This is a genomic window from Serratia sp. CMO1 (assembly GCF_015689115.1).
Taxonomy (GTDB): Bacteria; Pseudomonadota; Gammaproteobacteria; order Enterobacterales; family Enterobacteriaceae; genus Serratia; species Serratia marcescens.
This window is the reverse complement of record NZ_CP065032.1, coordinates 350,715-372,593: the sequence shown is the minus strand read 5'-3', so window position 1 is coordinate 372,593 and position 21,879 is coordinate 350,715. Positions and strand designations below refer to the sequence as shown.

Here is a 21,879-nt window from a genome sequence, read left to right as displayed (position 1 = left end):
CGCGCCCGGTTTGTTTAATGCCGCAAAGCCTGATTATGCGTCGAACGGGTCGCGCAGGATCATGGTTTCGCTGCGATCCGGGCCGGTAGAGATGATGTCTACCGGTACGCCGGTCACTTCTTCGATGCGCTTGATGTAGTTCAGCGCAGCCTGAGGCAGCTTGCTGTGCTCTTTCACGCCAAAGGTGGTTTCGCTCCAGCCCGGCATGGTTTCGTAGATAGGCTCAATGCCTTCCCAGCCTTCAGCCGCCAGCGGAGTGGTGTCCACTTCGCGGCCGTCCGGCATGCGGTAGCCCACGCAGATCTTCACTTCTTTCAGGCCGTCCAGGACGTCCAGTTTGGTCAGGCAGAAGCCGGACAGGGAGTTGATCTGCACGGCGCGGCGCACCGCTACCGCGTCCAGCCAACCGGTACGACGACGACGGCCGGTGGTGGCACCGAACTCGTTACCCTGCTTGCACAGGTATTCGCCGGTTTCATCGAACAGTTCAGTTGGGAACGGACCTGCACCCACGCGAGTGGAATAGGCTTTCACGATGCCCAGCACGTAATCCACATAACGCGGGCCGATGCCGGAACCGGTAGCCACGCCGCCGGCGGTGGTGTTGGAAGAGGTCACGTACGGATAAGTACCGTGGTCGATATCCAGCAGGGTACCCTGAGCGCCCTCGAACATGATCAGGTCGCCACGCTTGCGCGCGCCGTCCAGCAGTTCGGAAACGTCAACCACCATGGCGGTCAGGATGTCGGCGATAGACAGCACGTAGTCCAGCGTCGCCTGATAATCGACGGCGTCAACTTTGTAGTAGTTGACCAGCTGGAAGTTGTGGTAATCGACGATCTCTTTCAGCTTAACGGCGAAGGTTTCTTTGTTGAACAGGTCGCCGACGCGCAGGCCGCGACGAGCCACTTTATCTTCGTAAGCCGGGCCGATGCCGCGACCGGTGGTGCCGATCGCTTTCGCGCCGCGCGCTTTCTCACGCGCGTTATCCAACGCAACGTGGTAAGGCAGGATCAACGGGCAAGCTTCAGAGAGTAACAGACGTTCGCGTACCGGGATGCCACGCGCTTCGAGTTCACCCATTTCTTTCATCAACGCGTCCGGCGCCAGAACAACACCGTTGCCGATGATGCTGGTGACGTTTTCACGCAGAATACCTGAAGGAATTAAATGAAGGACGGTTTTTTCACCGTTGATTACCAGAGTGTGGCCAGCGTTATGGCCACCTTGGTAGCGCACAACATATTGAGCCCGTTCAGTCAGCAGGTCTACAACCTTGCCTTTACCTTCGTCACCCCATTGGGTGCCCAGTACGACGACGTTCTTACCCATTTTTCAAAATCACCGATTGCTTAAAAATGGATTCTACCACCGTAATTTTCGATTTTCAGCACTTTTAGCATACGATTGCATAAATTTTGGGCTAGACTTTAAAGACCCGTGCGGCCGCTCAACATGTAGTAGATCACGCAGCCCGCAACCACTATTCCACCGCCAAATCGCCGCAGCGTCGCGTCCGGCAGCTGCGACATCGCCACTATCATTTTGCGCCAGGCCTGCGGAAACAGCATCGGCCCCAATCCTTCCAGCACCAGAACCAGCCCGAGCGCCAGCCAAATCGTTGAGTTCATGCATCCCCCAAAAACAAGAAAGGGCCCGCGTAAACGGGCCCTCGATCAGATTGCCTGCCGCGCTTATTTGCGCAGGGTATCAGGCGACTTCATGTAGCGGAAGAAATCGCTGTCCGGGCTCAGTACCAGCACGTCCTGGTTGTCCTTGAAGCTGGCTTCATAGGCGCGCAGACTGCGGATAAAGGCATAGAAGTCCGGATCCTGGCTGAACGCATTGGCGAACAGCTTGGCTGCTTCGGCATCGCCTTCACCGCGGGTGATACGCGCCTGACGCTCTGCTTCCGCCAGGGTACGGGTCACTTCGTAATCCGCGCTGGCGCGCAGCTTCTCGGCTTCTTCCTGGCCCTGCGAGCGCAGACGACGGGCTACCGCTTCACGCTCGGCGCGCATACGCTGGTAGATGGCGTCGGACACTTCGGCCGGCAGGTTGATCTGCTTGATACGCACGTCGATCACTTCGATGCCCAGCGCCGCCATGCTGTTCGGGTTCACCTGCGGCTGTTTGCCGGTGGTTTCCCGCTCAACGCGCGCCGCCGCAGAGGCGATAGCGTCATCGGCTTCGGTGGTCGCCACCTCTTCGACGTCGCCCACTGTGCCGGTGTTCAGCGCGTCACGCACGTCAGACATCAGCTTGCCGCGCGAGTCGGTCACGATGTCTTTCACGTCCAGGCGGCCGATTTCGGAACGCAGACGGTCGCTGAACTTGCGTTTCAGCAGCACTTCGGCCTGGGAGACGTCGCCGCCGCCGGTCGCCAGATAGTAACGGCTGAAATCGCTGATACGCCACTTCAGATAGGAGTCGACGATCAGGTCTTTCTTCTCGCTGGTCACGAAGCGATCGGCCTGGTTGTCCATGGTCTGGATACGCGCATCCAGGTTCTTCACGGTCTCAATGAACGGGATCTTGAGGTGCAGACCCGGCGCATACACCAGCGGCTTGTTTTCGCCATCGCGCAGAACCTTGCCGAAGCGCAGCACGATGCCGCGCTGGCCTTCCTGCACCACGAACAGCGAAGCGTACAGCACCACCAGCACCGCGAGGACAATAACTACAAAAGACTTACGCATTGATTACTCTCTCCCTACGCGAGTGGTGTCGTCACGCTGCGCATTCGCCCGGCGCTGATCCATAACCGATCCGCCGCTGGTGCGCGGAGCGCTGCTGTTGGCAGCCGGCGCAGGATTCGGATTGAGGCGAATCAGGCTGGTATCCTTGTTGCCGCTCTCCGCCGCCGCGCCTTGGCCGCGCAGCATCTGATCCAGCGGCAGCACCATCAGGTTGTTGCCTTTGTCGCTCACCAACACCTTACGGGTATGGCCCAGCACTTTTTCCATGGTTTCGATATACAGACGCTCGCGGGTGATCTGCGGTGCGGACTTGTATTCCGGCAACAGCTTGGCAAAGCGCGCCACCTCACCCTGAGCTTCCAGGACGGTACGGTCCTTATAAGCCTTGGAGTCTTCCAGCAGACGCTGCGCCTGGCCGTTCGCACGCGGCTGAACTTCGTTGGCGTAAGCTTCCGCTTCACGGATGTATTGCTGCTCGTTCTCACGCGCGGCGATCGCATCGTCGAACGACGCCTTCACCTCTTCCGGCGGACGCGCCGCCTGGAAGTTGACGTCCAGCAGCGTGATGCCCATGTTGTAAGGACGGATGGTCTCTTCCAGCATGCGCTGCGTATCGTTACGCACCACGGTACGGCCTTCGGTCAGGATGCGATCCATCGAGTACTTGCCGATTACGCCGCGCAGGGCGCTGTCGGTCGCCTGGCTCAGGCTGTCGTCGGCATTGACGACGCTGAACAGGTACGCTTCCGGGTTGGTCACGCGGTACTGCACGTTCATTTCCACGCGCACCACGTTTTCATCGGAGGTCAGCATCACGCCGGACGCCGCCAATTCGCGCACGGATTCCACGTTCACCGGACGCACGTCGTCGATGAAGGTCGGCTTCCAGTTCAGGCCCGGCTGCACCAGATGGCTGAACTTGCCGAAACGCGTCACGACGCCGCGCTCGGCTTCCTTGATGGTGTAGAAGCCGCTGGCGGCCCAGATCACCACCACGGCGACCGCCGCGATGCCGATAATGCGGCCGCTGAAGCCCGGGCCAGAGGTGCCGGTGCCGCCGCTATTGCTGTTGGAGCCTTTGCCCCCGCCGAAACCGCTCAATTTCTTGCTCAGTTTGCGGAAGATATCGTCCAAATCAGGTGGCCCTTGATCACGACCGCCTTTGTTGTTACCGCCAGAGTTGCCGCCATTATTATTGCTGCTCCCCCACGGGTCGCGGTCCTGTCCGTTATTACCGGGCTGATTCCACGCCATGTTTTAGCTCCATATTCTGTGATTGGGTACTTCAGGCTTTCGCGAAGCATAAATGTAACAGGATATGATCATACGATAAAGTCAATCAGGTCCTGTTCTTGCTTGCAGAGACGACGCCATTCGACGATCGGCATTCGCACCACCACGCCAATGCTGCCGTCTTCTTCGTTCCACTCTTTTTCAATCGCCTGAAGCTGGTAAAAACGGCTGCGAAGACGGCCTGCCCGTGGCGGTAAGCGCAATTCGTAATGCGCGATCTCCCCCGATAAGCGCTCCGTCAACGCCTGATACAGCAACGGAATACCCTCTCCGCTGGCGGCGGACAGCCACACCCGGATCGGCAGGTTTTCGTCGTTGCGGTCGATACGCGGCACAAAATCGTCCAGCATATCTATTTTGTTCATCACTAACAGTGTAGGAATTTCATCCGAGTCTATCTCCGCCAGCACGGTGTTCACCGCTTCGATGTTCTCATCGACGCGCGGATCTGCGGCATCGATGACGTGCAGCAGCAGAGATGCCTGGCGCGTTTCCTGCAGCGTCGCCTTGAAGGCGGCCACCAGATCGTGCGGCAGGTGCCGGATGAAGCCTACGGTATCCGCCAACACGGTATCCCCCACGTCCGGCACGTCAATGCGCCGCAACGTAGGATCCAGGGTGGCAAATAGCTGGTCCGCCGCATACACCTCGGCAGACGTTATTCGGTTAAACAGGGTGGATTTGCCGGCGTTGGTGTAGCCCACCAGCGATACGGTCGGCACATCGGCACGGGTCCGCGCGCGTCGGCCTTGTTCACGCTGCTTTTCTACCCGCTCCAGGCGGCGCAGAATCAAGCTGATGCGATCGCGCAACAGGCGACGGTCGGTCTCAAGCTGGGTTTCCCCCGGCCCGCGCAGGCCAATCCCCCCTTTTTGCCGCTCCAGGTGCGTCCAGCCGCGTACCAGACGCGTGGCGATGTGACGCAACTGCGCCAGCTCCACCTGCAGCTTACCTTCATGGGTGCGGGCACGCTGGGCGAAGATGTCTAAAATCAGCCCGGTGCGATCGATCACCCGGCATTCGCACAGGCGCTCGAGGTTTCTTTCCTGCGCCGGGGAAAGGGAATGATCAAACAGGACAACAGACGCGCCGCTGGCTTTCACCGCATCTGCAATTTCTTCGGCCTTTCCTTCGCCGACAAAGTACTTCGGATGCGGGGCTTTGCGGCTACCAGTCACCACTTGCAAAGCTTCGACACCGGCTGAGGAGACCAGCGATTCGAACTCGTTGAGGTCTTCCGTATCTTTGTCTTGCGAGAAATAGATATGAACCAGTACGGCCTGCTCACCGGCTTCATAACGGTCAAACAAGCGTGCAACCTCTCAAACGGACACTCACCGTGAGTTTGGGGGACATAAACAGCCCGCGGCTGCTTATGCTCCCCGTCATGGTTGACTTGCAACGCGCTTTATTCAGCGTCATCGCTTTCCTGCTGCGGCTGTTGCTGCGCAGACGGATTGTTGCCATGGTGATAGTTGCTTGAACCGCCGCTCGGGTTGTTGCTGTGATGCGAAACCGGACGTGACGGGACAACGGTAGAGATAGCGTGCTTGTACACCATCTGGCTAACCGTGTTCTTCAACAGGATGACAAACTGGTCAAAAGACTCAATCTGGCCTTGCAGCTTAATACCATTCACCAAATAAATAGAAACCGGAACACGTTCACGACGCAATGCGTTCAGGAACGGATCTTGCAAAGATTGCCGCTTAGCCATTCTATCTTTTCCTTATTTGCTTGTTGTTTGTAACTAAGAACCTGTCGGCTCTAAAATAAACGACGTAAAAAATTTGCGCGCTGAATACTCAGCAATTGTACACAATCACCCAACCTATGCACTAACAACCTGTGTCACCGAGTCCAAAGCCTCTCCCGGCTTTTCACTGTCCAACCAATGGACCGACTCCCAACCCCGTAACCAGGTCATTTGGCGTTTAGCCAACTGACGTGTTGCGCAAATACCACGATAAACCATCTCATCGTAACTAATTTCACCAGACAAGTATGACCACATCTGGCGGTAACCGACACAGCGAATGGAGGGCAAGTCCGTATGCAAATCACCCCGTGCGAAAAGTGCACGCGCTTCCGTCTCAAAACCCGCCGCCAACATTTGATAGTACCGCAGCTCGATGCGTTGATGGATCAACTCACGGCTGGTCGGTGCTATCGCAAATTGGTGAACTTGATACGGCAACGATTCACCCGAAATTTTAGTCAGTTCCGTTAAAGTTTTACCCGAAATAAAAAAAACTTCCAGTGCTCTGGACAGTCTCTGCGGATCATTCGGATGAATTCTCAATGCCGCGACCGGATCGATCGCCTGTAACTGACGGTGCAACGCCTCCCAGCCCTGCTCCGCCGCTTGCCGTTCGATACGCTCGCGCACCGCGGGATCGGCGGACGGCAACGGCGATAATCCTTCCAGCAACGCCTTGAAATACAACATGGTGCCGCCCACCAACAGCGGAATGCGGCCGGCGGCGGTGATGTCGGCCATCTCTTTCAGCGCATCGACGCGGAACTCCGCGGCCGAGTAAGCTTCGGCGGGATCGCGAATATCGATCAGCCGATGCGGCGCCTGCGCCAATTCTTCAGCGCTCGGCTTGGCGGTGCCGATATCCATGCCGCGGTAAATCAGCGCGGAATCGACGCTGATCAGTTCCACCGGCAGGCGTTCGCGCAGCGCGATCGCCAGCGCGGTCTTGCCCGAGGCGGTCGGCCCCATGATGAAAATAGCCGGGGGACGTGGTGTCATTTCAGTGTCTGTCATGCTTGAGGGCCGCCAGTGCGGCCTGTAAATCAACGGGTTGTAAAAGTCCGCTCGGTGGCGATTTGACCAGCTGCGGGCAAAGTCGTTCAACGTCGGTCAGCAATTGTATCGCTTGCGAGGTGTTCCACTGTTCATGTTCGCTGCCAAGACGGCGAGCGAGCCAGGTGGCCAGCACCGCGGGCGACATCTCCTGATGTTCGGCCAGATAGCCTAACAGTTCGGGTATCAGTTTTTGTAAATTTTGTTGGCGTAATGGTAAAGGCACTGCGCGCAGCGTCACACGGCCGTGATCCGCCTGCAGATCCAGCCCCATCATCGTCAGCAGCGCCTGATGCCGCGCGATGGCTGCCGCTTCGCTCTTTTCCAACGTCAGCTTGACTGGGATTAGCAGCGGCTGCGGCCGCAGCCCTTCCGTCGGCGGGTTGAGCTGCGCCTGACGCAGCCAGCGCTCGGCCACCGTAAGATTGAGCAACGCCGGCTGCTGGCGCTGTTCAATCAACGCATAACACGGCGGATGGATCATCAACACCCGGCCAAAACTGTGCTGGCCGCCCGCCAACGGCGTTTCCGCTGCGGCTTTCGCCGGCGGGAACAGCGGCGGCTTGATCGAGACTTCCGGCGCGGCCTCGGCCGGCGGCTCGGCGGCGGGCTGCATCAGTTTACCGTACAGCTCGCCTTCGCGTTTCTGATAACCGCCCGCCGCTTGCCAGCTCGGCTGCGGCGGCCGCTCGCGGGCGGTGCCGGCCGGTGGCGGCGTTTCACGGCGCGGCGCAGGCTGAGAAAAATGGTTACCGCCGGCGGCGACGCGGTTTTCCTGCTGCCAGACCGGCGCGGGCGCTTCGGCCGGCATTTCCGCCAGCGGCAGCGACGGTGTCTGACCGGCCTGTTGCAGCACGGTGGTCACCGCCTGGTAGATAAAATCGTGCACCAGCCGCGCCTGATGGAAACGCACCTCGTGCTTGGCGGGATGCACGTTGACGTCCACCTGGTGCGGATCGACCTCCAGATACAGCACGTAAGCGGGCTGCTGATCGTCCTTCAACTGATCCTGATAGGCCTGACGAATGGCGTGATTGATCAAACGATCGCGCATCATGCGGCAGTTGACGTAACAATACTGCATTTCACCCAGCTGGCGCGCCCCGGCCGGATCCGCCACCCAACCGCGGATGCTCAGATCGCCGTGCTGCCAGTCGATGTTCAGCGCATGCTGCAAAAACGCCGGGCCGCAGATGCTGCCCAAACGGCGCTCGTGCTGGCTTTCTTCCTTCGCCGCCCGGTATTGGCGGATCAGTTTGCCGTTGTGGCTGAGGTTGATCGCCACATCGAAGCGCGCCAGCGCGATGCGCCGCACCACTTCATCGATATGGCCGAATTCGGTTTTCTCGGTGCGCATGAACTTGCGGCGCGCCGGGGTGTTGTAAAACAGATCCAGCACTTCCAGCGTGCTGCCGACCGGGTGCGCAGCGGGTTTGACCGTCACCGCCTGCTCGCGCCCTTCGGCATAGGCTTGCCACGCTTCGCTCTGGTCGGCGGTGCGCGACGTCAGAGTCAAACGGGACACCGAACTGATGCTGGCCAGCGCTTCGCCGCGAAAGCCGAGGCTGACGATCGCCTCCAGGTCGTCGAGCGTGCTGATTTTACTGGTGGCGTGCCGCGCCAGCGCCAGTGCCAGATCGTCCTTGCCGATGCCGCAACCGTTGTCGCGAATGCGGATCAGCTTGGCGCCGCCGCGTTCGATATCGATATCGATGCGCGTCGCCCCGGCGTCCAGGCTGTTTTCCACCAGCTCTTTGACGACCGACGCGGGGCGCTCAACCACCTCTCCGGCGGCGATCTGGTTGGCGAGCTGTGGCGGTAACACCTGGATAGGCATGCTGACTCCTGTAGCGGTGGCGCTAGGCCTGCGGAATGGTCAGCGTCCGATCCAGCGGCGCGACGTCCGACTTCAGATTATTGACCCGTTTCAGATCGCCGACGCTGACCCCGTAGCGGGAAGCGATGGAGGACAGCGTATCTCCGCGGGCCACTTTATGTTTAGACGGCCTTTTCGCCGGCGTTTTCGCTTTGGCGACGGCGGTGACAGCGGCGGTTTTCCCCGCCGGCACCTTCAGGCGTTGCCCGACCCACACGCCATCTTTCTTCAGTTTGTTCAGATCCCGCAGCGCCGCCATAGTGGTGCCGTAGCTGTCGGCGATGCCGGACAGCGTCTCCGCCCGTTTCACCACGTGGATCTGGGTCTTGCCGCTAACGCTGCGGCTCGCGCCGGCCGGGCTGACGATAGGCTCCGGCTGACGCACGTCTGGTGTTGAGGTGTTAACCGCCGCTGCGACGTCCAGCGGTCGGTTTTCCACCTTTGGGTCGGCTTGCAGCGGATGCGCCAAGAAGTAGCTGCGCAGGCCGTTATGAATGGCCTTGGCAATCTTCTCCTGATACGCGCTACTGCCCAGCAGCCGCTCCTCCGTGCTATTACTGATAAATCCGGTTTCCACCAGCAGCGATGGAATATCCGGCGAACGCAGCACGCCCAGGCTGGCGTGTTCCGGCCGGCGTTTATGCAACGATCCGACGCTCTGCAGCTGCTGCAGCACTTTCACCGCCACGTCGTACCCGACGCGCTGCGAGTGACCGAACTGCAGATCCAGCACCGCCTGGCTCAGATAAGGGTCGGCCTGGCTATTGGCCAGCAAATCGCCGGCGCCGCCGAGCAGCTCAGACTGCTTCTCATGCTGTTCGAGCCAACCGGCCATTTCGCTGTTGGCGCGGCGGTTGGACAGCACCCAAACGGAAGCGCCGCTGGCGCTGCGGTTTGGCGCGGCGTCCGCATGGATGGAGACCAGCACGTTGGCGCCCTGTTTACGCGCAACGTCGGAACGCCCCATCACCGAGATGAAATAATCACCGTTACGCGTCAGCACCGGTTTGAACTGCGGGTCGGCGTCCAGCATCGCCTGCAGGCGACGCGCGATGGCGATGGTGACATTCTTTTCTTTCAACCCGCTCGGGCCGATGGCCCCCGGATCCTGGCCGCCGTGGCCGGCGTCGATCGCCACCACCACCCGATCGCCGGAACCGGCGGAAACGCGGCTGCTGCGCGGCGTGACCTCAGTGGCGGTGCCTGCGACCACGGTCTGTTTTTGGGTAAAGGGATTCGATCCCGTCGGCGCTTTGCGCAGCGGCGGCTCCGGCGCTTCACGCACCGCGACCGGCGCCTGACGCGGCGGTTGACTGACGGCGACCGGCGGAGGCGTTTGCACCGGCGCTTTACGCGCCACGATATTGGCGCCGCCTTCGGCCGAAATGGTGAACACCACGGTATGCACGCCGCCGTTCTGGCGAGTGGAAACGCGGGTTTTGGCGCGCTGGGTCAGATCAAACACCAGGCGCACGCTCTGAGCGTCTTTCGGCGCGCTGGAACGAATGCTTTTCACCAGGTTTTGCCCGCTGAAATTGAGCGGAAGACCGCCGACCTTGCCCTTCTGATTAACGTCCAGCACCACCCGTTCCGGGCCGTGCAGCGGGAAAAACGCATAGTCCGGCGGACCATTGAAGCTCACCGACACCGTCGCTTCGCGTTGGGCGTTCGACACTTTGATATCGGACAGCGAGGACGCCGCCAGCGCGTTCAACGCGCCGAGCGGCCCCAGCACGGCGATCAGCATGATGACCGCAAATTTTTTCAACACCTGCGTCATTGCAGCATCATCCCTGTGATCCATGAATGCGGTCTAACAACTGGCTGCCGTATGCGGAAATCGCCTCAATCTTCGCCTCTCGCCCCTCGCCCTGATAGCTGAGGTGCAGCGCCAGATCCGGCTCCGGCAGCACGCCGGTGCCCTGCTGCGGCCATTCGACCAGGCAGATGGCGTCTTGCGCGAAGTAATCGCGAATGCCCATGAATTCAAGCTCTTCCGGATCGGCCAAGCGATACAGATCGAAGTGATACACCGCCAACGGCTGCAAGGCATAGGGCTCTACCAGCGTATAAGTCGGGCTTTTGACGTTGCCCTGATGCCCCAACGCCTGCAGGAAGCCACGGCTGAAGGTGGTTTTACCGGCGCCCAGGTCGCCGTAGAGATAGATGACGCTGGCGCGATCGCAGGCCTTGGCCAAAGTGGTGCCCAAAGCGACAGTCGCTGCCTCGTCCGGCAGAGGTAAAACGAGTTCTTTCATTCGATAAAGTCTATTTTGCCCACTCAGGATTAACGAAATGAAGGATGTCCGGCAGTAAATCGGTCGCCAACATGCCTCTTGTTCCTTGTCTTTCCGCTACGCGATCGCCGGCCGCGCCATGCACGACGCAGCCCGCACAGGCGGCATCATACAGCGGGAGCTTTTGCGCCAGCAAACCGCCGATGATGCCCGACAGCACATCGCCCATGCCGCCGGAGGCCATGCCGGCGTTGCCGACGTCGGCGATCGCCATCTGCCCCTGCTCATCGGCGATCAGCGTACCAGCGCCTTTCAGCACCGCCACGCCGCCGTAGCGCGCCGTCAGCTTGCGCACGGCAAGTAAGCGATCACTCTCGATGTCAGCAGTGCTGCAGCTCAACAGCCGCGCCGCCTCTCCAGGATGCGGAGTCATCACGCGATTCTGCCGTTTCTCGGGATTTAATGCCAGCAAGTTCAGCGCATCGGCGTCCCACAAGGCTGGTTTATCGCTGGTTTGCAGCACGCTCAAGGCGTTTTTGCCCCACTCAGCCTGGCCCAGCCCCGGGCCAATCACCAGCACATCCGCCCATTGCATCGCCTGCCGCAGCGTCGCCTCGTCCAGCGCCTGCGCCATCAGCTCCGGCCTGGCCGTCAGCAGCGGCGCAACATGATCAATGTGAGTAAGCACTCGCACCAATCCAGCCCCGCTGCGCAGCGCCGCCTCCGCCGCCATGCGAATGGCACCACCGAAACCGCTATCGCCGCCCACCAACAGCAGGCGGCCATGCTCGCCCTTATGAGCGCAAGGACGGCGCGGATGCAGCCAGCGCGGCAACACCTCGGCGGTAAGCCGCTGAATCTGCTCCGGTTGCCTCGCCAACCAACCCGATAAGCCTAGCGCATTCTGATGAAGTTGCCCGACCCAGTCACGCGCCTGGCCGGTCAGCAACCCCGGTTTGAGGCCGATGAACGTGACGGTGTGGGCGGCACGCACCACCGCGCCTGGCGCCGCGCCGCTTTCCGCCAGCAGGCCGGACGGAATATCGAGCGCCACCACCGGCGCCGAATGGCGGTTGGCGGCCTCGATCAGCGCGTCGTAAGGCGCACGCGGCGCGCTGCCCAGACCAGTGCCCAGCAGGCCGTCGATGATGAGCGAAACAGACGCCGGCCAGCGGCTGTTCGCCGGCAGAATGTCGCCGCCTGCTGCTTGCCAGGCCTCGCGAGCCGCTGCGGCTTCCGGTGGCAAAGGACGTGCGCCTTCGCAGGCGATCAGCGTCACCTGCACGCCCGCCGCCTTCGCCAGACGCGCCACCACATAACCGTCGCCACCGTTGTTGCCGTGGCCACACAGCACCAGCCAGTGGTCGCGGGAAGGGTACGCGTTGCGCGCCAGCGCGTAGGCCGCCTGACCGGCGCGCTGCATCAAATCGTAAAGAGAAATACCGAGCGAGGCCGCCGCCGCGGGTTCCGAGCGACGGATCCAATCCGCAGGCCAGACAGAGTGTGGTAAACTGTCAGCGTATGCTTTTTCACTGTGGCCCGTCATGACGCACCCCCTCGATCTTCATCAACTCGCCCAACATATCAAGCAATGGGGGCAATCGCTAGGATTCCAGCAGGTTGGCATCTGCGATACCGATCTGAGCCTTGAAGAGCCGAAGCTGCAGGCCTGGCTCGACAAGCAGTACCACGGCGAGATGGAATGGATGGCGCGCCACGGCATGTTGCGCGCACGCCCTCACGAACTGTTGCCGGGCACGCTGCGAGTGATCAGCGTACGCATGAACTACCTGCCGGCCAAGGCGGCGTTCGCCAGCACCTTGCAAGATTCGCAGTTGGGCTACGTCAGCCGCTACGCGCTGGGGCGTGACTATCACAAGCTGTTGCGCCAGCGCCTGAAAAAACTGGGCGATCAGATCCAGGAATACTGCGGCGAGTTGAATTTCCGCCCCTTTGTCGATTCTGCGCCGGTGATGGAGCGCGCGCTGGCCGCCAAGGCGGGCATCGGATGGGTTGGTAAACACTCACTAATTCTCAACCGCGAAGCCGGATCGTGGTTTTTCCTCGGCGAATTGCTGATCGATCTGCCGCTGCCGGTGGATCAGCCGCAGGAAGAACAGTGCGGCCGCTGCGTCGCCTGCATCACCACTTGCCCGACCGGCGCCATCGTCGCCCCCTATACCGTCGACGCCCGGCGCTGCATCTCCTACCTGACCATCGAGCTGGAAGGCGCGATCCCGGAAGAATTCCGCCCGCTGCTCGGCAACCGCATCTACGGCTGCGACGACTGCCAGCTGATCTGCCCGTGGAATCGCTTTTCGCAGCTCACCGACGAAGACGATTTCAGCCCGCGCGCCGCGCTGCATGCGCCGCAGCTGATCGATCTGTTCAACTGGACAGAAGAAAAATTCCTGCGCATCACCGAAGGCTCGGCGATACGCCGCATCGGCCACCTGCGCTGGCTGCGCAATATCGCCGTGGCGCTGGGCAATGCGCCTTATGAGGACGGCGTCGTGCTCGCGCTGCGCACGCGTTTGGGCCAGGACAGCATGCTGGACGAACATATCCACTGGGCGCTGGCGCAACAGCTCGCCCGCCGCGAAGCGCAGGGCATCGAGGTGCAGACGGCACAGAAAAAACGGCTGATACGGGCTGTGGAAAAAGGTTTGCCGAGGGACGCCTGACGGCGTGCGCCGCGCGGGCTTATCGCCGGAAGACTCACTCTGTGGATTTGTGCATAAAAATAAAAACACGTTGTCTTTCAACTGCAACAAAAAGAGCAAGTGATCGGCATAACGTTTTGGGATAAATAAATAAGCATATAAATCAAATAGATAAATATTTAATTTGTATGACGTTGATTTTTCAGGCAGGCGAGTTTATGTGCAGAGGCTGTGGATAACTCTGTTCACAACATTTTTAGCAGGCGTGTAAAACGGGACAAAAATCCGCGCCGGATAAGGCGTTGGACTTGAGTTTGAAACGAAGAGAAAATTGGAGCGGGAAACGAGACTCGAACTCGCGACCCCGACCTTGGCAAGGTCGTGCTCTACCAACTGAGCTATTCCCGCATAGAGATGCTTTTGGCATCCGGTCACCAAACACTGGCGTGACCTTTGAATTTTTGGAGCGGGAAACGAGGCTCGAACTCGCGACCTCAACCTTGGCAAGGTTGCGCTCTACCAACTGAGCTATTCCCGCGTCGCATAGGTACTGCTTGATACTGCTTTATTTATTCATCATGCCGCATCGCGACATTGTTGAATTTGGAGCGGGAAACGAGACTCGAACTCGCGACCCCGACCTTGGCAAGGTCGTGCTCTACCAACTGAGCTATTCCCGCCCGGCGTATCGATGGTGGAACGTTACGAAATTCTTCATCGGTACGGGGTGCGCATTATACGAGAAATCCTTTTTGCCGCAAGCCCCTGAAAGCAAAAAAACGCGATTTTTGTTTGATTGCCGATTAAAGCGCCAGATTGGCGAATTAAGCGGCTAAAAACGACGTTTTTTCCCCGCAGGGGCCGCCATCGCCTTAAAGCTGAATGAAATGTTCGCGGTAATAAGCCAGTTCGGCCACCGATTCACGGATGTCATCCAGCGCCTGATGGGTGCCCTGCTTCTTAAAGCCGCCGAGAATTTCCGGCTTCCAACGGCGCGCCAGTTCCTTCAGCGTGCTGACGTCCAGATAGCGGTAATGGAAGTAGGCCTCCAGCTCGGGCATATAGCGGAACAGGAAACGGCGATCCTGGCCCACGCTGTTGCCGCAAATCGGCGATTTGCCGGCCGGCACCCATTGCTGCAGGAAGGCGATGGTTTCCAGCTCGGCGGCGCGATCGTCCTGGCGGCTGGCTTTCACCCGCTCCACCAGCCCGCTGCCGGTATGGGTGCGCACGTTCCACTCGTCCATCAAGGCCAGCTGCTCGTCGGATTGGTGCAGGGCGATCACCGGCCCTTCCGCCAGGATGTTCAGATTGGCGTCAGTGACCAGCGTGGCGATCTCGATAATGCGGTCGCGCTCGGGATCCAGCCCGGTCATCTCCAAATCGATCCAAATCAGGTTATTTTCGTTTCCTGTCATGATGTTTCCTGCCTAAAAGCCGAGAGAAAAACGCTGTGCGGACGAGACGACGGGCGCCGCCGGTGGCAACGCGCCGCAGCCGGCGGCTAACAACGGTTATTTAATATAAAATAGCGTGTATCATAGTCTTTTTGGTCGCCTTGGGCGACATATACCCTGACGGGTTCAAGGCTGCGCCCGGGGCTAGTCCCTCGCCGCAGCTGTGCGTATACGTAAAGGTATAAAACCGATTCAAGTGAGGCGCAGTGAGTAAGAACAAACTGTCCAAAGGTCAGCAACGCCGCGTGCAGGCGAACCATCAGCGCCGTCTGAAGCGCGCCGATAACAAACCGGAACCGGATGATTCCCAGCTGGGCGAGCCGCAGGAAGGCGTCGTCATCAGCCGTTTCGGCATGCACGCCGACGTTGAGGCGCCGGATGGCACTCAGCACCGCTGCAACATCCGCCGCACGCTGCGTTCGCTGGTCACCGGCGATCGCGTGGTGTGGCGCCCCGGCCTGGGCGCCCATGAAGGGGTGAAGGGCATTGTGGAAGCGGTGCACGAGCGCACCTCGGTGCTGACGCGCCCGGACTTCTACGACGGCGTGAAGCCGATCGCCGCCAATATCAATCAGATCGTCATCGTGTCGGCGATCCTGCCCGAGCTGTCGCTGAACATCATCGACCGCTATCTGGTGGCCTGCGAAACGCTCGAAGTCGAGCCGCTGATCGTGCTCAACAAAATTGACCTGCTGGACGCCGAAGCGCGCAAGCTGGTCGACGGCATGATGGATATCTATCGCAAGATTGGCTACCGGGTGCTGGAAGTCTCCAGCCAGACGCGGGAAGGCATGGCGGAATTCGAACAGGCGCTGGCCGGGCGCATCAGCATCTTCGCCGGCCAGTCGGGGGTAGGCAAATCCAGCCTGCTGAACGCGCTGTTGCCGCCGTCTGAAGAGCAAATTCTGGTAAATCAGGTTTCCGACGTATCGGGCCTCGGGCAACATACCACCACCGCCGCGCGGCTGTACCACTTCCAGCATGGCGGCGACGTGATCGACTCCCCCGGAGTGCGCGAGTTTGGCCTGTGGCACCTGGAGCCGGAACAAATTACCCGCGGCTTTGTCGAATTCCGTGATTATTTAGGTGGTTGCAAATTCCGCGACTGCCGCCACGATACCGATCCCGGCTGCGCCATCCGCGCGGCGATGGAGAAAGGCGACATCGCGGAAGAGCGTTTCGACAATTACCACCGCATTCTGGAAAGCATGGCGCAGGTGAAGGTTCGCAAGAACTTCACGGACGCCGCAGACTGACACTGACGGGCGGGCATTGACGGCGGCGGCGCCCTCGTTACAATGCGCGCCCTTTACCCTGATTCACGAGGTTAACGTGCTGGATAGCATCAAGATTAAACTGCAATATTGGCTGCCGAAGCTGGCGCTGACCCGCCTGGCGGGCTGGGGCGCCGACAAACGGGCCGGCTGGCTGACCCAACTGGTGGTCAAAACCTTCGCCCGCTACTACCGCGTGGACATGCAGGAAGCGCAAAACCCGGACCTGGCGTCTTACGCCACCTTCAACGATTTCTTCGTGCGCCCGCTGCGCGATGGCGCGCGCCCGATCATCGCCGACGCCAACTGGCTGGCGCTGCCCGCCGATGGCGCCATCAGCCAGCTCGGCCCGATCCGCGAGGACCAAATCTTCCAGGCCAAAGGCCACCACTACAGCCTGGAAGCGCTGCTGGCCGGCAACTACCTGTTGGCCGAGCCGTTCCGCAACGGCCTGTTCGCCACCACCTACCTGGCGCCGCGCGACTATCACCGCGTCCACATGCCGTGCGCCGGCGTGCTGCGCGAAATGATCTATGTGCCGGGCGATCTGTTCTCGGTCAACCCGCTCACCGCCGCCAACGTGCCTAACCTGTTCGCACGCAACGAGCGCGTGATCTGCGTCTTCGACACAGACATCGGGCCGATGGTGCAAATCCTGGTCGGCGCCACCATCGTCGGCAGTATCGAAACCGTCTGGGCCGGCACCGTCACGCCGCCGCGCGAAGGCATCATCAAACGCTGGACCTACCCGGCCGCCGGCGAAGAAGGCGCCATCGCGCTGGAAAAAGGCGCCGAGATGGGCCGTTTCAAACTCGGCTCCACGGTGATCAACCTGTTTACCGCAGGCAGCGTGCAGTTCGCGCCGCAGCTGCATAACGGCACCGTCACCCGCATGGGTGAAGCCTTCGCCGAAATCCCGGCCGCCGCTGAAACACCACAGACCCCGATCTAAAGGAATCGACGCCGTGCGCCTGATCATCACGCTTTTGCTCGGTTGCCTGCTGTGGCAACCGGCGCTGGCCGCCCCCGTGCCGACCGAGACCCAGCTCAAACAGGAGCTGAAGCAGGCGGAAAGCAGCAAAAACGCGCCGAATCAGGCGGAAACCACCGAGGCGCTGCAAAGCGCCCTCAACTGGCTGACGGAGCGCAAAGAGTCGCAGACTCGCTCCGAGCAGTATCAGAGAGTGATCGACGATTTCCCGAAGATGACGCAGGAACTGCGCCGTCAGTTGGTGCTGGAAAGCAACAAGATCCTGCCGAACGGCGACGATCTGCCGGCCGCCGAGCTGGAACAGCAGATCCTGCAAACCAGCAGCCTGCTGCTGGAACAGGCGCGCCTGCTGCAGCAAGAGCAGGATCGCACGCGGGAAATCAGCGATTCGCTCGGCCAGTTGCCGCAGCAGCAGACCGACGCCCGCCGTGCGCTGACGGAAGTGCAGCGCCGCCTGCAGGCGCAGCCCGCCAACCCGACCACACCGTACGCGCAGGCCGCCCTGGCCCTGCTGCAGACCGAAGCTGCGGCGCGCAAAGCCAAAGTGGACGAGCTGGAGCTGGCGCAGCTGTCGGCCAACAACCGGCAGGAGCTGGCGCGCATGCGCGCCGAGGTCTATAAAAAGCGCCACGAGAAAATAGACGTTCAGCTGCAGGCGCTGCGCAACAACCTCAACGCCCAGCGCCAACGCGAAGCGGAACTGGCGCTGGAAAAAACCGAGCAGTTGGCCGAGCAGAACGGCGATTTGCCAAGAAGCATCAGCCAACAGCTGCAGATCAACCGCGAACTGTCCGCCGCGCTGAACAGCCAGGCGCAGCGCATGGATCTGATTTCGTCGCAGCAGCGGCAGGCGGCGGCGCAGACGCTGCAGGTGCGCCAGGCGCTGAGCACCATCATCGAACAGGCCCAATGGCTCGGCTCGTCGTCGGCGCTGGGGGAAACCCTGCGCGCCCAGGTGGCGACGCTGCCGGAAATGCCCAAGCCGCAACAGCTGGACGGCGACATGGCCCAGCTGCGCGTGCAGCGCCTGCAGTTTGAGAATCAGCTGGAAAAGCTGTCGCAGCGCGAATTCAAGCGCGACGACGGCAGCGCGCTGACCAGCCAGGAGCAGCGCATCGTCGATGCCCAGCTGCGCACCCAGCGCGAGCTGCTGAACTCGCTGCTGTCCGGTTGCGACACCCAAATCCTCGAGCTGACCAAGTTGAAGGTGGCCAACACCCAACTGATCGAAGCGTTGAACGAAATTCGCGACGCCACCCACCGCTATCTGTTCTGGGTGCCGGACGTCAATCCGATCAACTTCTCTTATCCGCTCAACGTGGCGCACGATCTAACGCGCGTCCTGTCGTTGGACACGTTGTCGCAGCTCGGCGGCGCCTTCATGATGATGGTGACCAGCCGCGAAACGCTGATCCCGATCTTCGGCGCCCTGCTGCTGGTGATTTTCAGCATCAGTTCACGCAAGCACTATCACGCCTTCCTCGAGCGCGCCAGCAGCCGCGTCGGCAAGGTGACGCAGGACGAATTCTTCCTCACGGTGCGCACCGTATTCTGGTCGATTCTGGTGGCGATGCCGCTGCCGGTGCTGTGGGCCGCGCTCGGTTACGGCCTGCAGAGCGCCTGGAACTACCCGGTGGCGGAAGCGATCGGCAAAGGGGTGACCGCCACGCTGCCGATCCTGTGGATCTGCATGATCTGCGCCGCCTTCGCCCACCCGCAGGGGCTGTTCATCGTGCACTTCCGCTGGCCGGCGAAGCAGGTTTCGCGCGCCATGCGCTACTACAAGATGTCGATCTGGCTGATCGTGCCGCTGATCATGGCGCTGATCACCTTCGATAGCCTGAAAGAACGCGAGTTCGCCAACACCCTGGGGCGGCTGTGCTTCATCCTGCTGTGTCTGGCGCTGGCGCTGGTCACCCACAGCCTGAAACGCGCCGGCATTCCGCTGTATCTGGATAAAAACGGCTCCGGCGACAACATGCTCAACAGCGCCTTCTGGGGGCTGCTGCTGTCGGCGCCGCTGCTGGCGGCGCTGGCGTCGACCGTCGGTTACCTCACCACCGCGCAGGCGCTGTTGGCGCGCCTGGAGACCTCGGTGGCGATCTGGTTCCTGTTGCTGGTCATCTACCACATCATCCGCCGCTGGATGCTGATCCAACGGCGGCGCATCGCCTTCGATCGCGCCAAACAGCGCCGCGCCGACATCCTGGCCCAGCGCGCCCGCGGCGAAGACGAAACCTCGCACACCCCGAACAGCACCGAAGGCGCCATCGATCCGGACGATTCGGACTTCGATCTGGACACCATCAGCGCCCAGTCGCTGCGGCTGGTGCGATCGATCCTGACGCTGATCGCGCTGGTGTCGGTGATCGTACTGTTGTCGGAGATCCACTCCGCGTTCGCCTTCCTGGAAAACATTTCGCTGTGGGACGTGACTTCGACGGTCAACGGCGTGGAGACCGCCCATCCGATCACCCTCGGCGCGGTGCTGATCGCCATTCTGGTGCTGATCATCACCATGCAGCTGGTGCGCAACCTGCCGGCGCTGCTGGAGCTGGCGGTGCTGCAGCACCTGGATCTGTCGCCGGGCACCGGCTACGCCATCACCACCATCACCAAGTACTTGCTGCTGCTGTTCGGCGCGGTGCTCAGCTTCGCCTGGATCGGCATCGAATGGTCAAAACTGCAGTGGGTGGTTACCGCGCTCAGTCTGGGATTGGGCTTCGGCATGCAGGAGATCTTCTCCAACTTCATCTCCGGCCTGATCATCCTGTTCGAGAAACCGATCCGCATCGGCGACACCGTGACGATCCGCAACCTGACCGGCACCGTCACCAAGATCAATACCCGCGCCACCACCATTTCGGACTGGGATCGCAAAGAGATCATCGTGCCGAACAAAGCGTTCATCACCGAACAGTTCGTCAACTGGTCGCTGTCGGACACCCTGACCCGTGTGGTGCTGACCGTACCGGCGCCGGGCGAAGCCAACAGCGAGGAGGTGACCAAGATCCTGATGAACGCCGCCGAGCGCTGTTCGCTGGTGCTGGATAATCCGGCGCCGGAGGTTTACCTGGTCGATCTGCAACAGGGCATCCAGATCTTCGAGATGCGTATTTACGCCGCCGAGATGGGCCACCGCATGCCGCTGCGCCACGAGATCCACCAGCTGATCCTGGCGGGCTATCGCGAGCACGGCATCACGCTGCCGTACCCGCCGTTCCAGGTGCGCACCGAGACGCTGTCGCGGTTGACCAACAACGGCCGTACGCCGCCGTCTACGCCGGCGCCGAACACCAAGCGCGACGCCGGGGGGCTGTAAGCGCTTCTCGCGATAAAAAAAGGGTCGGCATTTGCCGACCCTTTTTGCTTTTTTCACCGCCTGAAACGTCAGGCGATCCCGACCGGGAAGGCCAACACGTCACTCAGGCTCTCGGCGCCCAGCGCCAGCATCACCAGACGATCCACGCCCAGCGCTACGCCGGAACATTCCGGCATGCCGTGCTGCAATGCCGCCAACAGGTTGTAGTCGATCGGTTGCTGCGGCAGACCGCGCTCCGCGCGTTTGCGGTTGTCCTGCTCGAAGCGCTGCTGTTGTTCACGGCCGTCGGTCAGCTCGCGGAAACCGTTCGCCAGCTCAATGCCCTTGAAATACACCTCGAAGCGCTCCGCCACGCGGTGGTCTTCGGTGCTGATCTCCGCCAACGCCGCCTGGCTGGCCGGGAAGTGGTAAACGAACGCCGGCTTTTCACGGCCGATATGCGGTTCCACGCCCACGGTGAACAGCAGCTGCAGCAGCGTATCGCGATCTTCTTCGGTATCGGCGATGTTGCTCAGATCGAGTTTGGCCGCCGCTTCGCGCAGCTGCGCCTTCTCCGCCGACAGCGGATCGATGTCCAGATGGCGCAGGAACGCTTGCTGATAGGACAGGGTCTCCGCGCTCTCGCAGTCCAGCACCTGTTGCAGCAGATCGTCCACCTCATTCATCAGGCGGTACATGTCGTAGTGCGGACGGTACCACTCCAGCATGGTGAATTCGGGGTTATGGTGCCGCCCGGCCTCTTCATTGCGGAAGCTGCGCCCCATTTGGTAGATCGGGCCGCTGCCCGCCGCCAGCAGGCGCTTCATGTGATATTCCGGGCTGGTCATCATGTATAGCGTCAGGCCCTCTGCCGCCCCCGGCCCGACGAAACGCGTCTCGAACGGGAACAGGTGAACGTCGGTGACCGTCGCCTGGCTCATGGTGGGCGTCTCAACTTCCAGCACGCCACGATCGGCGAAGAAACGCCGGATCTCAGCCAGAATCGCTGCGCGTTTCAACAAATTGGCGATGGGTGCACTAGGCTGCCAGCTTGCCGTTTCGCTCATGGTAATTAACTCCGAAATCAAACAGGGGATGCAGTCTACTCGCATCCTTGCAGCCAAACAAATTCTTCACGATGCGCAACCGGCCATAACGCCAATTTCCGATAAATAGGCGGCAAAAGCGCGTTAAAAAGGGTAAAGCACGCCGAACGCGCGAAAAGGCAGGCAAGCCTGTTGGGCAAGCGTTAATCGACAAAACAATCGATCACATC

Annotated in this window: 17 protein-coding genes and 3 tRNA genes; 4 read left to right on the top strand and 16 right to left on the bottom strand. The window is 60.8% G+C overall.

Going from position 1 to position 21,879, the window contains the following annotated elements; genetic code table 11:
• Window positions 1–33: 33 nt before the first annotated feature.
• The 11 genes from IT763_RS01670 to nnr form a co-directional block, all read right to left on the bottom strand.
• Window positions 34–1,332, bottom strand: coding sequence for an adenylosuccinate synthase (locus IT763_RS01670; protein WP_004933663.1), 1,299 nt, complete (start codon window positions 1,330–1,332; stop codon window positions 34–36).
• Between the two features lie 98 nt (window positions 1,333–1,430).
• A complete protein-coding gene (locus IT763_RS01665) occupies window positions 1,431–1,631 on the bottom strand; it encodes a DUF2065 domain-containing protein (protein ID WP_004933666.1) in 201 nt (66 codons plus the stop codon).
• A gap of 63 nt (window positions 1,632–1,694) precedes the next feature.
• Window positions 1,695–2,699, bottom strand: a complete 1,005-nt coding sequence (gene hflC, locus IT763_RS01660; protein WP_206195104.1) for a protease modulator HflC — start codon at window positions 2,697–2,699, stop codon at window positions 1,695–1,697.
• Between the two features lie 3 nt (window positions 2,700–2,702).
• Window positions 2,703–3,953, bottom strand: a complete 1,251-nt coding sequence (gene hflK, locus IT763_RS01655; protein WP_197758680.1) for an FtsH protease activity modulator HflK — start codon at window positions 3,951–3,953, stop codon at window positions 2,703–2,705.
• A 68-nt stretch (window positions 3,954–4,021) separates the two neighbouring features.
• Complete coding sequence (gene hflX / locus IT763_RS01650; protein ID WP_004933675.1) at window positions 4,022–5,302, bottom strand: ribosome rescue GTPase HflX; 1,281 nt, start codon at window positions 5,300–5,302, stop codon at window positions 4,022–4,024.
• A 98-nt stretch (window positions 5,303–5,400) separates the two neighbouring features.
• The gene (hfq, locus tag IT763_RS01645; protein WP_206195103.1) at window positions 5,401–5,709 is read right to left on the bottom strand and encodes an RNA chaperone Hfq; all 309 of its coding nucleotides are present in this window, start codon (window positions 5,707–5,709) and stop codon (window positions 5,401–5,403) included.
• A gap of 114 nt (window positions 5,710–5,823) precedes the next feature.
• On the bottom strand, window positions 5,824–6,765 hold the full coding sequence (miaA, locus tag IT763_RS01640; RefSeq protein WP_197758681.1) for a tRNA (adenosine(37)-N6)-dimethylallyltransferase MiaA: 942 nt from the start codon (window positions 6,763–6,765) through the stop codon (window positions 5,824–5,826).
• Entirely contained in the window at window positions 6,752–8,641 is a 1,890-nt protein-coding gene (gene mutL, locus IT763_RS01635; protein WP_049300853.1) for a DNA mismatch repair endonuclease MutL, read from the bottom strand. The genes miaA and mutL overlap by 14 nt, the downstream gene beginning before the upstream one ends.
• A gap of 22 nt (window positions 8,642–8,663) precedes the next feature.
• Entirely contained in the window at window positions 8,664–10,460 is a 1,797-nt protein-coding gene (amiB, locus tag IT763_RS01630; RefSeq protein ID WP_033638922.1) for an N-acetylmuramoyl-L-alanine amidase AmiB, read from the bottom strand.
• Between the two features lie 7 nt (window positions 10,461–10,467).
• On the bottom strand, window positions 10,468–10,938 hold the full coding sequence (gene tsaE, locus IT763_RS01625; RefSeq protein ID WP_025305017.1) for a tRNA (adenosine(37)-N6)-threonylcarbamoyltransferase complex ATPase subunit type 1 TsaE: 471 nt from the start codon (window positions 10,936–10,938) through the stop codon (window positions 10,468–10,470).
• Between the two features lie 10 nt (window positions 10,939–10,948).
• A complete protein-coding gene (gene nnr, locus IT763_RS01620; protein WP_033638923.1) occupies window positions 10,949–12,463 on the bottom strand; it encodes a bifunctional ADP-dependent NAD(P)H-hydrate dehydratase/NAD(P)H-hydrate epimerase in 1,515 nt (504 codons plus the stop codon).
• Between nnr and queG the strand changes: the two genes are divergently transcribed.
• Window positions 12,462–13,601, top strand: a complete 1,140-nt coding sequence (queG, locus tag IT763_RS01615) for a tRNA epoxyqueuosine(34) reductase QueG (protein WP_016929367.1) — start codon at window positions 12,462–12,464, stop codon at window positions 13,599–13,601. The genes nnr and queG overlap by 2 nt on opposite strands.
• 311 nt (window positions 13,602–13,912) lie before the next feature.
• Here queG and IT763_RS01610 read toward each other — a convergent pair.
• The 4 genes from IT763_RS01610 to orn all read right to left on the bottom strand — a co-directional run bounded on the left by IT763_RS01610 (window position 13,913) and on the right by orn (window position 14,998).
• A tRNA-Gly gene (locus tag IT763_RS01610) sits at window positions 13,913–13,988 on the bottom strand.
• 54 nt (window positions 13,989–14,042) lie between these two features.
• Window positions 14,043–14,118, bottom strand: a tRNA-Gly gene (locus IT763_RS01605).
• 66 nt (window positions 14,119–14,184) lie between these two features.
• Window positions 14,185–14,260 (bottom strand) — tRNA-Gly (locus IT763_RS01600).
• 192 nt (window positions 14,261–14,452) lie between these two features.
• Window positions 14,453–14,998 (bottom strand): oligoribonuclease, encoded by a 546-nt coding sequence (gene orn, locus IT763_RS01595; protein ID WP_206195102.1) that lies wholly within the window; start codon window positions 14,996–14,998, stop codon window positions 14,453–14,455.
• A gap of 245 nt (window positions 14,999–15,243) precedes the next feature.
• Between orn and rsgA the strand changes: the two genes are divergently transcribed.
• The 3 genes from rsgA (at window position 15,244) to mscM (ending at window position 20,624) form a co-directional block, all read left to right on the top strand.
• Window positions 15,244–16,293: a small ribosomal subunit biogenesis GTPase RsgA gene (gene rsgA, locus IT763_RS01590; protein WP_033638924.1), complete on the top strand. Its 1,050-nt coding sequence runs from the start codon at window positions 15,244–15,246 to the stop codon at window positions 16,291–16,293.
• Window positions 16,294–16,369: 76 nt separating this feature from the next.
• On the top strand, window positions 16,370–17,263 hold the full coding sequence (gene asd, locus IT763_RS01585) for an archaetidylserine decarboxylase (protein ID WP_028127565.1): 894 nt from the start codon (window positions 16,370–16,372) through the stop codon (window positions 17,261–17,263).
• Between the two features lie 13 nt (window positions 17,264–17,276).
• Window positions 17,277–20,624, top strand: a complete 3,348-nt coding sequence (mscM, locus tag IT763_RS01580) for a miniconductance mechanosensitive channel MscM (protein WP_206195101.1) — start codon at window positions 17,277–17,279, stop codon at window positions 20,622–20,624.
• A 68-nt stretch (window positions 20,625–20,692) separates the two neighbouring features.
• On the opposite strand, the gene epmA is transcribed toward mscM, so the two are convergent.
• Complete coding sequence (gene epmA / locus IT763_RS01575) at window positions 20,693–21,670, bottom strand: elongation factor P--(R)-beta-lysine ligase (protein WP_004929681.1); 978 nt, start codon at window positions 21,668–21,670, stop codon at window positions 20,693–20,695.
• Window positions 21,671–21,879 lie beyond the last annotated feature (209 nt).

What these genes read in the sequence shown, in the direction of transcription:
- IT763_RS01670 (WP_004933663.1), bottom strand. Translation starts at nt 1,332, where the DNA reads ATGGGTAAGAACGTCGTCGTACTGGGCACCCAATGGGGTGACGAAGGT.
- IT763_RS01665 (WP_004933666.1), bottom strand. Translation starts at nt 1,631, where the DNA reads ATGAACTCAACGATTTGGCTGGCGCTCGGGCTGGTTCTGGTGCTGGAA.
- hflC (WP_206195104.1), bottom strand. Translation starts at nt 2,699, where the DNA reads ATGCGTAAGTCTTTTGTAGTTATTGTCCTCGCGGTGCTGGTGGTGCTG.
- hflK (WP_197758680.1), bottom strand. Translation starts at nt 3,953, where the DNA reads ATGGCGTGGAATCAGCCCGGTAATAACGGACAGGACCGCGACCCGTGG.
- hfq (WP_206195103.1), bottom strand. Translation starts at nt 5,709, where the DNA reads ATGGCTAAGCGGCAATCTTTGCAAGATCCGTTCCTGAACGCATTGCGT.
- miaA (WP_197758681.1), bottom strand. Translation starts at nt 6,765, where the DNA reads ATGACAGACACTGAAATGACACCACGTCCCCCGGCTATTTTCATCATG.
- mutL (WP_049300853.1), bottom strand. Translation starts at nt 8,641, where the DNA reads ATGCCTATCCAGGTGTTACCGCCACAGCTCGCCAACCAGATCGCCGCC.
- amiB (WP_033638922.1), bottom strand. Translation starts at nt 10,460, where the DNA reads ATGACGCAGGTGTTGAAAAAATTTGCGGTCATCATGCTGATCGCCGTG.
- tsaE (WP_025305017.1), bottom strand. Translation starts at nt 10,938, where the DNA reads ATGAAAGAACTCGTTTTACCTCTGCCGGACGAGGCAGCGACTGTCGCT.
- queG (WP_016929367.1), top strand. Translation starts at nt 12,462, where the DNA reads ATGACGCACCCCCTCGATCTTCATCAACTCGCCCAACATATCAAGCAA.
- nnr (WP_033638923.1), bottom strand. Translation starts at nt 12,463, where the DNA reads ATGACGGGCCACAGTGAAAAAGCATACGCTGACAGTTTACCACACTCT.
- orn (WP_206195102.1), bottom strand. Translation starts at nt 14,998, where the DNA reads ATGACAGGAAACGAAAATAACCTGATTTGGATCGATTTGGAGATGACC.
- epmA (WP_004929681.1), bottom strand. Translation starts at nt 21,670, where the DNA reads ATGAGCGAAACGGCAAGCTGGCAGCCTAGTGCACCCATCGCCAATTTG.